The sequence below is a fragment of the Armatimonadota bacterium genome, assembly GCA_016125185.1.
Classification (GTDB): Bacteria; Armatimonadota; Fimbriimonadia; order Fimbriimonadales; family Fimbriimonadaceae; genus Fimbriimonas.
In genome coordinates this window covers 215,509-229,316 of the sequence record WGMG01000001.1, presented here as the reverse complement: position 1 = coordinate 229,316, position 13,808 = coordinate 215,509, and the positions used below count along the sequence as shown (strand labels likewise).

Here is a 13,808-nt window from a genome sequence, read left to right as displayed (position 1 = left end):
GGGAGCCGGTAAGATCGAAACATGTTGCCCTTGATCCCGCTCCTTGCAGTCTCGACCGCCTTGCAGAATCTACCTCCCTACCTCGCCAATGTTCACAAAATCGTGTTCATGGGCGACAGCATCACGGCGGCGGGAACTTCGCCCAAGGGATACATTACGGTCATCGGCCAGACGCTCAAGACCGCCTATCCGAACCACCCATTCGAGCTGATCGGCGTGGGCATCGGCGGGCAAAAGGCACCGGACATGCATGCACGGTTCAAGAAGGACGTGATCGACCAGCATCCCGATTTGGTCACGATCAGTGTGGGCGTGAACGACGTATGGCACGACTTCCGCGACCCGGCGTGGACGCACCGGGTGCCGACCGGCGACAGCGGACGCGGTGTGAAGCTGGACCTCCACTTGAAGGAGCTTCAGGCGATGGTGACAGAGGCGAAAGACGCCGGGATCAAGGTCATGATTCTATCGCCGACGGTCATTTATGAAGATATCAACTGCGACGAGAACAAGCGGCTGAACGGGTATGTGGACGCCCAGCGAAAGCTGGCAAAGGAGAATCACGTGGCGTTTGTGGAATTGAACAAGGAGTTTAAGGTGGTGCTTTCCGCCTACCAAAAGGAGGCCGGTCCGTCGCAACTGTTGCTAACGGTGGACGGCGTGCACATGAACGACCAGGGCAACGCGTTGATGGCCAATAGCGTCCTGCGGGCGATGGGAGTTCCGATCCCCAACCACATCAAGCCATGATGCCGCTGGACGGCGTCGGTAGGATCGTCTTCCTCGGGGCGAGCATCACCGAGGCGGGCGGCTTCATCACCAAGATTGACCGGGTTTTGAAGGAGTCGGGTCGGTCAATCGAACTCATCAACGCCGGGATCGGCGGGAATAAATCGACGCAGATGCGGGATCGGTTTCAGACCGATGTGCTGGATCGAAAGCCTGATTTGGTGACGATCAACACTGGGCTGAACGACGTTTGGCACAACTTCCGCGATGCAGAATGGACGCAGCGCGTGCCAACAGGCGATAGTGGGTGCGGCGTAGACATTCAGACACATGAACAAGCGATTCGGGCCATGATCGAAATGGCGCTTGGGGCGGGCATTCGGGTCTTGTTCTTGTCGCCAACGGGAATCTATGAGGATCTGACATGCGACGAAAATCGGTGTTTGGCCGAGTATGTCGAGGTTCAGCGGCGCGTGACGGCGGAGATTGGCGTCGGATTCGTCGACATGTTTGCCGTATTCCACCGCGTGCTGTCCGGATTTCAGGCGGTCGCGGGTCCGGGAGCATTGCTCCTTACGACCGACGGCGTCCATTTCAATGAGGCGGGCGACGGACTGATGGCGGCGGGTTGGCTGCGGGCGATGGGTGTTCCGTTGCCAAATCATGTAAAGCCGGAGTAATTGCGGAACTATCTTCAGTGTCGCCATGCTCAAAGAAAGCACGGTGCTTTCCCACGTTTTCCTGTAGCGAATCAGGCTTCGCTACCCAAAGCGCGAACAGGTTCGCGCACTCCCAAAAAGGAATTAATTCAATAATTCTATAACCATAGAACTATTGGTGTAGAATAGGCTCATGAGTGCAGACTCGATCGTGCCGATGATGAAGGCGTTGGCCGACCCGACTCGCTTTCGAATCTACAGCTTCCTGCGCGAGAGCTGCTGTGGAATCGGAATCGAGGACCGAGAAGACGTTCTTGGTCCGGCGGGTCCCACCGTCGGCGAAGTGTGCTGCGGGGTTTTGGGGATGGACCGGATTCCTTCCTCCCTGAGCTTCCACCTGAAGGAACTGCGGAACGCGGGCCTGATTCAGATGGAGAAGCGCGGCAAAAATGTGTTTTGCTCGGTGAATCGCGACGCCCAAGCAAAGCTCGCCGAATACTTTTCTAGCCACGAAATCTGCTGCGCTCGGGAGGAAAAGCATGACCCCTTGTTGCGAAAATTGTAACTGCGGAAACTGTGGCTGCGGCTGTTGCACCTGTTGCGGCGGCTAGCCCCCCTTTGAACCTGGCCCGCCTGCGATTGGCCGTTGCAGGCGGGCCATTTTGTGTCTGAGTACCAGTTTTCTCAAAAACAGTTTGCAAAAAGAGACATTTGATGTATAGTGATTGACGGGTCAATCGATTGACCCGTCAATCAACAATGACTACGAGGTCGAGAGGATTGCGATGAAGCATGTCTACACCCTAACCCATACCCATTCATGCCTCAACCTTCGTTTTTCCGAAGGAGGCGCGGCGCGATGCCAGCGACGATTCGCGAAGTAGCTCAGGCGGCCGGAGTGTCGCGAACGGCGGTCTCGAAGGTCCTTCATGGCAAAGGCAACGGCGTCCGTGTGAGCCCGCAGAAGGCGGCGGCCATTCGCGAGATCGCGGAGAAATTGAACTACAAGCCGAACGCCCTCGCGAGGAGTCTACTGACAGGGCGAACCCATACGGTCGGTCTCTTGTTCGAGCATTTGACCAACATTTCCGGCGGGCCGCTGTACTACGTTCACCTCTTCGACGGCGTCGCTTCGGCACTGTTCAACAACGAGTATCGCCTCACGATTCTGCCCAAACTCGACCACGACAATGTGATGGACTCGCTAGGCGACGGACAGCTCGAGGGCATCGTGTGGTGCAAACTGACGCGCGACGAAGAAGCGATTCGCATCATCCACGAGAGTCCAATCCCGATCGTCGCGATGAACGCGTTGGCCCCCGACACGCCATCGGAGGCGATCTTCATCTCCTGCGATAACGACGGCGGCATGGACCTGGCCGTTGAGCACCTGTGGGAGATGGGTCACCGCAAAATCCTGTTCGCCCATGAGGGCGAAGAGCGGGCCACACCGGACTGCATGGCGCGGTTGGAGGGCTTTACCAAAGCGATGGCGAAGCGAACCAACGGCGAGTACGGCGGCACGGTCCTGGAATGGGACTGGCACGGCTACAACTTCAAGGATTGGTGGGCCGGTCAGCCGGAAGAGACCGCCATCATCTGTTGGACCGAGCGATTCGCAGGCTCGCTCCTACAGCGCGCCGCCGAGATCGGTGTCTCGGTCCCCAACCAACTCAGCGTCATCGGATTCGATAGCACGCAATACTGCGAAACGACTTCCCCCCGTCTCACCTGTGTCCGACAGCCGATCTACGATATGGCCAAGTGCGCAGGCGAGACCCTTCTCGCCATGATCCGGGGCAATCGTCCCCAAAGCCAATCGCTTATCTTCCCCTGCACCTTCGACGTGCGGGACTCAACCGCAAAACCACTCAAAGCAGAGCACCAACCATGAAACAACGAGCATTCACACTTATCGAACTACTCGTCGTCATCGCCATCATCGCGATCCTCGCGGCTATCCTGTTCCCTGTCTTCGCCCAAGCCAAGCTTGCGGCCAAGAAGGCTTCCACCCTCAGCAATATGAAGCAGTCCGACCTCGGCCTGATCATGTATTGCGGCGATTCCGACGACGTTTTCCCGATGGCCGAATACGGCGACGGGGATATCAACTACCCCCACATCACCTGGACGACTTCGGTTTTCCCGTACGTCAAAAACGGCGACAATGCCACCAACTCGCAGAACCAAAAGGTCTGTACCGGTAAGGACGGCATCTTTAAGGATATCGCCGGTCCAGCCGTGAACGTATCCGACCCCAACACGGACGGCTACTACTTCGGCGTCAACCGACTGATCTGCGCCGACGACTACGACGGAGGTCAGCCGTGGTTCAACGGCAACGGCCAGGTCATCAACTCCATGTCGCAGACCGAAATGGACGCCCCGGCGGACAAGATTCTGATCGCAGCGAAGGGCCTCAATAATCCTTCGGACAAGTGGAACTATCCGTGGTTCGTGGATTGGCAATTCCAGTACATCGACTCCATCGCGACCACCCCGGGCAACGCCAGCACGGTCTACCGAGACGGCGATACCTCGTGGCAACCGTCATCGCCGGTTTACTCGCCGGTGTACAACACGGACTGTAACTCGTCCACATCGGGCGCTTGGGAGTGCGCTGCACACCCGCGCTATCGCTACGGCAACGTCGGCGTGTTCGGATTCTCGGACGGCCACGCGAAAGCGATTCCGCAGGGCGGCCTGAAGTGGTTCAAGAACATCTACGTTCAGCGCGGCGGCATCACGTCGGCCAGCTGGACCTACGGATGGTACTACCCACAGGAACCGTTCTAAACCCTTTGGGAGCCCGCCCTCCGGGCTCCCAACCCTTACCGGATTTCACCTTATGATCGAAGCACGAAAACTACTCGGCGGACTGATCGCCCTCAGCCTCCTCGCTCTGACGATGGCGGGCTGCAGCGGCGGCGATAACCGACAACCCACTCAGGATGAGATTAAGCAAGCCGACACGAATCGGCAGAAGGTGATCGACAACCTGAACATTCCCGAAGAGCAGAAGGCTCAGATGCGCGCCCACATGGGCGGGCCATCCGCCCCGAACCCAGCCGACGCCGCAAAGGGCGGCGGTGGCACGGATCAGGCCGGACGACGGCGATAGTTCGAATCTCGGCTCCGCGCTCTACCGCGGAGCCTTTTTTTTATGCCTGAGCGCCGACCTTCTGTGGCGCGGTGGCGATGGCCTGCTTAAGGTCCTCGATGAGGTCGCGGGCGTCTTCGATACCGATACTGAGCCGTAGCATGGTGGGCGGAATTCCGCGCTCCAGACGCTGTTCTTCGGTCATCGTGGCGTGGGACATCAGGGGCGGATAGGCCACCAGGCTCTCAACGCCGCCGAGCGATTCGGCCAAGAGGAAGACTTTGACGTGCTCGGCGACCCAGCGGGCTTCTTCTACGGTGGCGAACTCGACCGAGACCATGCCGCCGAAATCGGACATTTGTCGCTTGGCGACCTCGTGGTCGGGGTGAGTCGGAAGGCCGGGGTAATGGACCTTGGTAACTCGGGTATGACCATCGAGAAACTCGGCAACGGCCAGTGCGTTCTTGCAGTGCCGCTCCATGCGGCAGGAGAGCGAACGAATGCCACGAAGGGAGAGCCAGTTATCGAACGGCGACGGGTTGGAGCCGAACGCCTTGTTCCATTCGAAGATGAAATCGGCCAGTTCTGGATTGTTGGTAATGGTGGCTCCACCGACCACATCTGAGTGTCCCGAGATGTACTTGGTGGTGGAGTGGAGAACGATGTCCACTCCGAGATCCAGCGGGTTTTGGAGGGCGGGCGAGGCGAAGGTGTTGTCGAACACCACGACCAGGCCGTACTCGTGCGCAATGTCGACTACCTTCTTGATGTCGGGGACGCGCATGGTCGGGTTGGTCGGCCCTTCGAAGATGAGGAGCTTGGTGGTGGCCTGGATGACGCCACGGATGGATTCCGGGTTTTGGGCGTCGAAACTGGAGTAGGAGACGCCCTGGCGCGGGAGATACTTCTCCGCCAGTCGGAACGTTCCGCCGTAGATATCGCTGGCTACTAAAAGATGATCGCCTTGCTGAAGCAAGGCGAAAGTGGCGGCCACAGCGGCCATTCCGGAGCTGAATACGGTACAACACGAGCCGTTCTCGAGGGCGGCGATGACCTTCTCGAGCATTTCTCGCGTGGGGTTCTGACAGCGCGAGTAGTCGATCGGCGGAATGTGGTCCAGGTCTTCCCAGGCGAAGGTGGAGGACTGGTAGATCGGGGGTACGACAGCCCTAAACTTCGGATCCGGGTCTTGGCCCACGCGCAAAGCCTTGGTCGCAAAATGCATGAAAGAATTATGCGCCGATTGACGCCAATTCTCGATTCAAAATGGCCTTTGGGCTAACGATCTTAGCGGATCGGGTTACTGGCCGGAATCATCGGAGGGCATTTGGCCGACGGTGCTTGTGCCTGCTTCGGAGAGCTTTCGCTTGGCGAAGCCCTTTGCGCCCATCGCGACGCTGCCGCCGCTCGAGCCCTGGACCGAATCGGTGCCGCTCATCGGGGTCATGCCACCCGCCGCCCCGGAGGTCATGGGCGCTACTCCGCCTGCGCCCCCGGCTCCGGTTTGGGTCGAAGCGCTGTTAGTGGTCGGGGGAGGAGTGGTAACGGTCGAATTATTCGTGTTGGTATCACCGCCGCCGGATTTGCACCCGATCAGCGCGATGGCGAACAGAGAGAGAAGAATGACTTTAGACATGCCTGTACCTTACCACGGTTGGATTCGGCGCGATGTTTTGGTTTTGTTAGATCGGCCGTCCGGCCTTCGTTCGTCTACTCCCCTCCGGTTCAGTCCTCATACTTCGGACTTCACCGACTCCCCGCTGGGGCGTAGCATGGCTATTGGCCTATTCAGAAATTTCCGTCCTCGAAATCGTCTTTTGTAGATTGTCTGGCCAAGCTGACACTTGACCAGCATACGGGTCACTGTTTTCTGCTCTCTGCTTTCTGCTTTCCGCGTCCTGTTTACGACAACTTGCCGACCCAGCGGACGGCGTTGTAGATGACCTTGCGGACTTCGGCTTGGAGGTATGTCGGGTACGTTTCGTGGCCAGGGCGGAAGTAGAACACGCGGCCGATGCCGTAGCCCTGGTTTGCGCCGTTGCCGGGGCCGGACGTGAATGCCGGGTCGATGCCTTCGCCGACCGTCCAGGTCATGCCGCTCGGAAAGGTTTCGTTACCGATGGAGAAGTGCGACTGGAAGATGTTGGTAAGGGGCGGCGGGACATCGAAGGGCGAACCGTACATCTCTTCGGCGGGGATGACGAAGCTTTCGACGCCGTCGCAGATCGGGTGCCACGGGGCGCAGACCTGGATGGTTTCGACGTCGTTGGACTCTCGCCAGCCGCCCTTGAGGTGGCCGGTACAGCCAAGGACGGCCTTAAAGGTCTTGCTGTAGTGGCCCGAATGCAGGCAAATGAAGCCCATGCCCTTCTCGTGAGCCTGCTTCTTCACCATCTCGGCGATCTCGTCTTTGACCTCGCCATGGCGGGCGTGGCCCCACCAGATGAGGACGTCGGTGGCATCGAGGACGGCTTGGGTGACGCCTTGGTTTTCTTCGTCCAAGTGGGCGGTCCTGACTTCGAGTTCTCCAGCCTTGTCGAGCTCGGTCAGCCCGGCGGCGATGGCGGCGCGGAGGCTGTCGGGGTAGATTTCGAAGGAGCGGTGGGAGGGATTCTCATCCCAGATAAGAACCCGAAGCTTGTTGGACATTAGCTTCATTTTGACGCGGCGCCGGGTTTAATTTCATGAATCCGGGCCCTTCCTGGTAGTCTTGTCCAGAGAAATCCGTGACTCAAATCAGCATCATCGTCGGCGCCAAGGGGAGGGGGAGCAATATGCTGGCTCTGGCGAGGCATATCGGGCCTGATCCCGACCTCGAAGTCCAGAACGTTATCGCGCCGAAGGCGGAGTCTCCGGCGTTGGAAGCGGCTCGTGACGCGGGCCTGACGACCGCGGTGGTTCCCTATGGCGAGACGTTTGCCGCCGACCTGGAAGCGGCGCTGGACGGAGCGGATTGGATTTGCTTGGCGGGCTTTATGCGCCTCCTACCCGAGGCGGTGGTCGAGCGGTGGAAGGGGCGAATCCTCAACATCCACCCGGCGCTCCTTCCCAAATTTGGCGGGAAGGGAATGTACGGGCACCACGTTCATGAGGCGGTGCTGGCGGCGGGTGAAGCGGAGTCGGGGTGTACGGTCCACCTTGTGACCAAGGAGTACGACGAGGGGGCGGCGGTGATGCAGGCGAGATGCCCGGTGTTGCCAGACGACACGGCGGACACCTTGGCGGCGAGAGTTTTGACCCTGGAGCACGAGACCTATTACAAGGCGCTCAAGGCGGCGATCGATGGCCAAAGAGATTGATCTTCCGGTTCCGCGCGGGCATTGGGCCATTGAGCTGTTGCGCTACCTGGTCGTGTTTCCCCTTTTGACCCTATTGGGTCCGCTTCGCTTTCGCGGCTGGAATCGGGTGCCGCGCAAGGGTGGGCTGATCATCTTGTGCAACCACTTGGCCGACTGTGATCCGGTCGTTCTGCAGGCGGCGTGTCCGCGTGGCATTCAGTTCATGAGTAAGAGCGAGCTGTGGGACATGAAAGTGGTCGGGCCGATGATGAAGTGGTGGGGCGCGTTTCCGGTGAAGCGCGGCGAGCCGGATCGAGCGTCGCTTCGCATTGCGGCCGAGTTGGCGAAAGGCGGTGCGGCGGTGGGCATCTTCCCCGAGGGCCAACTGAGCGAGGATGGCCTTTTGCAGGAGATCAAGCCGGGAGCGGCGCTGATTATTCGGATGGCGGGCGTGCCGGTGATCTGTTGCGGCCTTCGGAATACGAATCGGATTCTGCCGTACGGGAAGCTGGTGCCGCGTCCTGCCTTCGCGTGGGTGTCGGCGAACTGGGGCGAGGTTCGGGAGTTTAGTAAGGAGTCGACGACGGAAGAGATCGTCGCGTGGGCGGAGTCGGAGTTTCGGCGGTTGATTCCTGAGCCGAAGGCGGGTTAGTTGTCGGTGCCCCCGGTCTCTCTTCGTCGCTCCCCACTCATGGGCGTAGCGTGGCGATTAGGCTTGTTCATAGTCGCACAACCCGATTAGGATATTGGCGGGCAAGATGCCCGCCCTCCCAGGTCAGCGAACCAGGCTTCGCAGTTCTAAAGCTCAAGCAGGCTTGAGCACTCCAAAATGGGTTGATATCCTCAAACTCTATCCTGCGCTTTGCCCAGTTTCATGTGAGCGAGACGCTCCCAGTTCCCAGCGGGCCGAACCCCGTTGAGTAGCCATAAAAGCGGATTTTCCCCTCCCGTCGTTCCTAGGAATCGGAACGACACCCTTCCACGCCGAAACTGCCTTTGTGGCAGTTCCAACTGCGGACCCTCCAATTTTCGCTTAACGAGAAATTGGAGAGGGACCTTGGTCGCCCAAAAAAAACCCTCGGGTTGCGAGGGGATTTTTGATTTCGTTATCAGAACTCGTCTACCAGAGCGAGCTGCGCGGATTGCGGTTCTGGTTATTGGACGACTTCGGATCAAGCGGGGCTTGGTCGTTTTCGCCGATGACTCGTGGCAGAGCCGTTTCCATCTGCGAGCCGGTCCAGCCGTTGACCACTTCGTGGCTTCGCGTGAAGTAGTCCGCGAAGACGGAGAAGAGGATCGGCAGGAAGAAGAAGCCGGTCAGCGCCCACACCTTGGCCGTGCTGGAAGACCACTTGATGTGCATGAAGAACATGACGACCAAGAACGCCTTGATGGCGGCGATGAGGATCGCCACGAGGTTATTCACGTAGTAGCCGTACTGATGGTGGCCACCGGTGACGATGTCGCCAAAGTCGACTCTCGCCGCTAGTACGGTTAGACCCATGAGGACCATCAAAGCGGAGCCCGTTCTGATGTACATCCCCACTGGGTGGATGTGATGGCCGTGATCGTCGGCGTGCAAAGGTGATTTCGCCATGGTTAGTGACCTCCCCCGATAGTGTAGGGCTTGGGCATGAGATAGAACAACGGGTAGAGGAAGATCCACACGATGTCCACGAAGTGCCAATAGAGACCAATCAACTCGGTGGGGATGAAGTCTTCCGTGACGATCTTCTTCTTCTTGTACCAGAAGCGCCACAGTGTCGAGATCAGGATCATTCCCACCACGACGTGAACGCCATGCAGACCGGTCATACCAAAGTAGAGTCCGTAGAACAACTGAGCATGGTTCAGATTTGCACCATGAACGATGGAAGGATCTTGCGTAAAGCTCGGTCCAGGGTACAGGTGATCAGCAATCTTCGTCGAGTACTCCCAATATTTGATACCCATGAAGATCGCGCCACACCCGACTACGATTGCCAAAAGAATGAGGACCGTCGTTCGATCCTTCCGCTGAGCGGCACGCACGGCAAGCGCCATGCAGAGCGAGCTGAGCAGCAGGTTCAGCGTATTGACGCCACCCCATTGCCAGCTCAGGTGCTCGTGCGCCAGCCACCAGTCGCCCTGGTAGTTCAATCGATAGAGCGTATAGATCAGGAACAGTCCACCGAAGAACATGATCTCGGTGACCATGAAGGACCACATCCCGATGATGTACGTATCGTTCTGTTGGTCGATATCGTGGTACTGAAACTTGACCGGACTATCTGAGTGTGCGTGCGATGACATTTCTTTAAGCGTGCGCTCCTAGCTGTCGTTGTTTTTCCAAGAATTGTTCGTGTTCGGCAACCGGATCGTAGTCGTAAACATCGTCGGTGACGATCGGATCGTAGTAGAAGTTCTCCGTCGGAGGAGGCGAGGTGGTCTGCCATTCCAGGCCGTGGGCACCCCACGGGTTATCGCCAGCCGGCTTACCCTTGAACAGCGAGGTGATCAGGTAGAAGACGGGGACGATGAAGCCGACACCCAGAACCGTCGCACCCAGCGTCGACATGATGTTGAATGGCTGATATTCCGGTGCGAAGTAGTAGTAGTGGTAGCGTCGTGGCATGCCCAGCCATCCGAGGATGAACTGCGGGAAGAACGTGAGGTTGAAGCCGAGGAAGACCACGATGGCGTTCCAGCGGGCGACGTTGTCGTTGAACAGCTTGCCCGTCATCTTTGGCCACCAGAAGTGGAGGCCGGCGAGGAATCCCATGACCGTTCCACCAACCATGACGTAGTGGAAGTGCGCCACGATGAAGTAGGTGGCGGTGAGGTGCACGTCCGTACCCATACAGGCGAGGAACAGGCCGGTGAGACCACCGATGAGGAACAGCCCCATGAAGCCGATGGCGTAGATCATCGGCGAGTTCAGGTGGATGTTGCCCTTCCACATCGTCGCCGTCCAGTTAAAGACCTTGATCGCGGACGGAACCGCCAGAAGGAAGGTGATCAGCGAGAACGCCACACCTTGATACATCGACTGGCTGGAGACGAACATGTGGTGGCCCCAGACCAAGAAGCCTAGGAAGGCGATGGCGAGGGACGAGAACGCGATGAAGTGGTAGCCGAACACCCGTTTCCTTGAGAATGCGGTGATGACCTCGGAGATGACGCCGAAGGACGGCAGAACCATGATGTAGACCGCCGGGTGGCTATAGAACCAGAACATGTGTTGGAAGAGAACGGGGTCTCCACCAAGCTCCGGGCTGAAGATCGGCAGTTGGAACGTTCGCTCAAAGATGACGCAGAGGAGCGTGATGGCGACGACCGGCGTACCGAGCATCATGATGATGCCGGTGGCGTAGTGCGCCCACACGAACAGCGGCATGCGGAACCAGGTCATGCCTGGCGCACGCATCCTATGGACGGTGGCAATGAAGTTGACGCCCGTTGTAATCGAGCTAAAACCTCCTATGAAGACACCGACCAAACAGAGCGAGACGTTACTGTTTGAGTAAAGACTAGAGTACGGCGTGTAGAAGGTCCAGCCCGCGTCAACGCCGCCTGAGATAACCGAGATGAGAACGAGGGTGCCCGCCGCCGTGTACAGGTACCAACTGAGCAGGTTGATACGCGGGAAGGCGAGGTCTTTGGCCCCGATCATCAGCGGTAGACAGAAGTTGCCTAGCACCGCCGGTACCGCAACCAGCAGGAATAGGAAGACCATGATGGCGCCGTGAGCCGTGAAGACACGATTATAGGCGTCCGATTCGAGAATGTTTCCGGCCGGGGACGTGAGCTCCCAGCGAATCATTCCGGCGAAGCTTCCACCCAGCATGAAGAAGAAGCTAACGGAGATGAGATACAGAATGGCGATTCGCTTATGGTCCTCCGTCAGGAGCCACGAGCGGAGCGTGTGTCCATTCGTTAGGTAATTCGTTCTCGGCTTTGGCGCCGGTTCGACATTACCGATGGGGGTAGTTACCGTAGTGCTCATCGTTTCTGATCAACCTTTTCTGCAGCCATAGCACCGACCGCGTGACTGCTTCCGCGTTCCGTCGGCGTTGCGTCCGCTCGCTCGGCGTTGTACTCGAGTGCGTTCGCGTTTAATCCTGCTTTGCCCTTCACCTGAGCTTCGGTGCCTGCGCTACCGGCGGCGAGGTTGCTCGCCGGAAGGGACGGCATTGCGCCAGCCTTGATGAAAGCGATCAGGGACATAATGTCGTCTTCGCTGATCTGCTTATCGTAGGCGGGCATCGTGTTGTCGTAGCCCTTGAGGACCGCTTCGCTCGGGCGAAGGATCGCTTCTCGGATGTAGGTTTCATCGGCGAGGAGCTTCTGACCGTTGGTCATCTCGCGAGTCTTACCATACAGTCCGGCGAGCGACGGAGCGCGCGGCGGCATGTCGACTGGACCGTGGCAGTTGGCACAGCCGATCTTGGTGAACAGCTTTTCGCCTGCCTGGGCCGGGGTGAGATTTTGTCGCATCGAACCGTTGTTAGCCAACCATTCGGCGTAATCCTTCTTGCTCATGACGATGACCGAGCCACCCATTTCGGAGTGCTGGGCACCGCAGTACATGTTGCAGAAGAGATGGTAGGTGCCGATCTGTGTCGGTCGGAACCACATCTGTGTATAGCGGCCGGGAACAACCATGAACTGAACCCGGAACGCCGGAATGTAGAAGGCGTGGATGACGTCTTGCGAGATCATCGTCAGCTTGATGTCGGTATCGATCGGCACGTGCAGCGTGTTGTTCTCGCGCACGCCGTTCGGATGCTGGATGTGCCACATCCATTGCTTGCCGACGACGTAGATTTCCTTCGCATCCTTCGGTGGAATTCGAACGTCGGCGTACACCTTTGCGCCCCAGCCAAAGAAGATGATGGCCAGAATCGTCGGAACGACGATCCAGATCACTTCCATCTTCATGTTCTCGTAAACGGGGCTGGATCGATCAGCAGAGGACCCCGCCCGGTAGCGGAATGCGTAGAACACCACAAAGAAGAAGGTGACGACCGCAAAGAACACTGACAGCCCAAAGATCGAGTAGAACAGCGTGTCCATTTCGGACGCGAAGTTCGACGCGGCGGGCGGTGCAAAGGGGAAGTTAGCTAGGTTCATGGCTTCTGGTTGTCCCCAGATCCCTTCTTGGAATCGCCGGGGAGAGTATTGCTAGGGAATTTCTTATTAAAGCGCCAGACGAGGAGCGAGATGCCGAGCACGGTCGCCAAAGCGGTGTAGTTCGTGACCTCGACGATCGTGCGGGTTCGCGGGCTGGACGAGGCGAGCTTGAAGCAACCGAGAAGGAAGACGTCGCCCAGTGGCTGGGTCAAACCCTTGAAGGCTTCATGCACGTTGTTGCGCACCGTTTTTGTTTGGAACTCGGAGCCGGTGTTGTAGGCGACGATCTTGCCGGAGGTCGCCAAGAAAGCGGCCGCGGCGGGGTGGTTCACCCAATCTTTGCTCTCATCGTAGGAGTAGTAGAAGCCCATCGCATCGGTGAGCTTCTTCACATCGTCCGGCTTACCCACGGTGTAGTGGATACCGCTTTCGACGTACTGGTCCAGCTTCTCCTGCATGGCCGGAGTCTGGTTCTCCCACGCTTCTCGGAAGGCAGACATCAGCTCGGCCTTCTTGGCGCGAGCGAGGTCCACGGTTTCCTTGGGGTGGATGCTAACGACGACGAGATCGAAGTCTCGGCCGGGAATAACGGAATCCACCGATCGCTTGGTGCTCAGAGCGGTTTCCTTCATGAGCATCTTCACCAGCGAATCCGTTTCCGTGAAGCACACACCGTTGCACTTGTAGAAAATAGGCAGGAACAGCACGGGCCGACCAGTGCGGAAATACTCACCGAACTGGTGAGACTTTCCATCGGACTCCGTGAGTTGCACATCGACCGGCATTTGTGCGCCGATATGCGGCTTTAAGTCGAATTTTTTGCCAAAGATTCCGTTCGACTTGATAGGACGAATGACGGCAACAAGACCAACGACCAGGAGGGCCATCGAAATTGGAATCCAGATTGGGCTTGTTTTCTTCTTCATGTGT

16 protein-coding genes are annotated in these 13,808 nt (G+C 58.2%); 8 read left to right on the top strand and 8 right to left on the bottom strand.

Translation table 11 applies throughout. The annotated features are described in order from the left end of the window. The first annotated feature begins 21 nt into the window (after positions 1-21). From GC165_01000 to GC165_00975, 6 genes are all read left to right on the top strand, one after another. Entirely contained in the window at positions 22-750 is a 729-nt protein-coding gene (locus GC165_01000; protein MBI1331436.1) for a lipolytic protein G-D-S-L family, read from the top strand. Beyond that, the gene (locus GC165_00995) at positions 747-1,409 is read left to right on the top strand and encodes a lipolytic protein G-D-S-L family (GenBank protein ID MBI1331435.1); all 663 of its coding nucleotides are present in this window, start codon (positions 747-749) and stop codon (positions 1,407-1,409) included. Before GC165_01000 ends, GC165_00995 begins: the two co-directional genes overlap by 4 nt. 172 nt (positions 1,410-1,581) lie before the next feature. Next, complete coding sequence (locus tag GC165_00990) at positions 1,582-1,953, top strand: helix-turn-helix domain-containing protein (GenBank protein MBI1331434.1); 372 nt, start codon at positions 1,582-1,584, stop codon at positions 1,951-1,953. A 255-nt stretch (positions 1,954-2,208) separates the two neighbouring features. Then, positions 2,209-3,282, top strand: coding sequence for a LacI family DNA-binding transcriptional regulator (locus GC165_00985; protein MBI1331433.1), 1,074 nt, complete (start codon positions 2,209-2,211; stop codon positions 3,280-3,282). Next, on the top strand, positions 3,279-4,184 hold the full coding sequence (locus tag GC165_00980; GenBank protein ID MBI1331432.1) for a prepilin-type N-terminal cleavage/methylation domain-containing protein: 906 nt from the start codon (positions 3,279-3,281) through the stop codon (positions 4,182-4,184). Before GC165_00985 ends, GC165_00980 begins: the two co-directional genes overlap by 4 nt. A 52-nt stretch (positions 4,185-4,236) precedes the next feature. Next, positions 4,237-4,509, top strand: a complete 273-nt coding sequence (locus tag GC165_00975; GenBank protein MBI1331431.1) for a hypothetical protein — start codon at positions 4,237-4,239, stop codon at positions 4,507-4,509. 40 nt (positions 4,510-4,549) lie between these two features. Here GC165_00975 and GC165_00970 read toward each other — a convergent pair whose 3' ends face one another. The 3 genes from GC165_00970 to GC165_00960 form a co-directional block, all read right to left on the bottom strand. Then, positions 4,550-5,713, bottom strand: coding sequence for an aminotransferase class I/II-fold pyridoxal phosphate-dependent enzyme (locus GC165_00970; GenBank protein MBI1331430.1), 1,164 nt, complete (start codon positions 5,711-5,713; stop codon positions 4,550-4,552). A 75-nt stretch (positions 5,714-5,788) separates the two neighbouring features. Then, positions 5,789-6,124, bottom strand: coding sequence for a hypothetical protein (locus GC165_00965; protein ID MBI1331429.1), 336 nt, complete (start codon positions 6,122-6,124; stop codon positions 5,789-5,791). 266 nt (positions 6,125-6,390) lie between these two features. Beyond that, a complete protein-coding gene (locus GC165_00960) occupies positions 6,391-7,146 on the bottom strand; it encodes a trehalose utilization protein ThuA (protein ID MBI1331428.1) in 756 nt (251 codons plus the stop codon). Positions 7,147-7,262: 116 nt separating this feature from the next. On the opposite strand from GC165_00960, the gene GC165_00955 reads away from it, so the two are divergent. Further along, entirely contained in the window at positions 7,263-7,787 is a 525-nt protein-coding gene (locus GC165_00955; GenBank protein ID MBI1331427.1) for a phosphoribosylglycinamide formyltransferase, read from the top strand. Next, entirely contained in the window at positions 7,771-8,418 is a 648-nt protein-coding gene (locus GC165_00950) for a 1-acyl-sn-glycerol-3-phosphate acyltransferase (protein ID MBI1331426.1), read from the top strand. The genes GC165_00955 and GC165_00950 overlap by 17 nt, the downstream gene beginning before the upstream one ends. Before the next feature lie 468 nt (positions 8,419-8,886). Here the strand turns inward: GC165_00950 and GC165_00945 are convergent, their stop codons facing one another. The 5 genes from GC165_00945 to GC165_00925 are packed head-to-tail and all read right to left on the bottom strand — an operon-like array spanning position 8,887 to position 13,804. Further along, positions 8,887-9,363 carry a hypothetical protein gene (locus tag GC165_00945; protein ID MBI1331425.1) on the bottom strand — a complete coding sequence of 159 codons (477 nt, stop codon included), beginning with the start codon at positions 9,361-9,363 and terminating at the stop codon, positions 8,887-8,889. A 2-nt stretch (positions 9,364-9,365) separates the two neighbouring features. Continuing rightward, positions 9,366-10,058 (bottom strand): cytochrome c oxidase subunit 3 family protein, encoded by a 693-nt coding sequence (locus tag GC165_00940; GenBank protein MBI1331424.1) that lies wholly within the window; start codon positions 10,056-10,058, stop codon positions 9,366-9,368. A 4-nt stretch (positions 10,059-10,062) separates the two neighbouring features. After that, entirely contained in the window at positions 10,063-11,751 is a 1,689-nt protein-coding gene (locus GC165_00935; GenBank protein MBI1331423.1) for a cytochrome c oxidase subunit I, read from the bottom strand. Then, complete coding sequence (gene coxB / locus GC165_00930) at positions 11,748-12,878, bottom strand: cytochrome c oxidase subunit II (GenBank protein ID MBI1331422.1); 1,131 nt, start codon at positions 12,876-12,878, stop codon at positions 11,748-11,750. The genes GC165_00935 and coxB overlap by 4 nt, the downstream gene beginning before the upstream one ends. Then, positions 12,875-13,804 carry a hypothetical protein gene (locus tag GC165_00925; GenBank protein ID MBI1331421.1) on the bottom strand — a complete coding sequence of 310 codons (930 nt, stop codon included), beginning with the start codon at positions 13,802-13,804 and terminating at the stop codon, positions 12,875-12,877. The genes coxB and GC165_00925 overlap by 4 nt, the downstream gene beginning before the upstream one ends. Positions 13,805-13,808 lie beyond the last annotated feature (4 nt).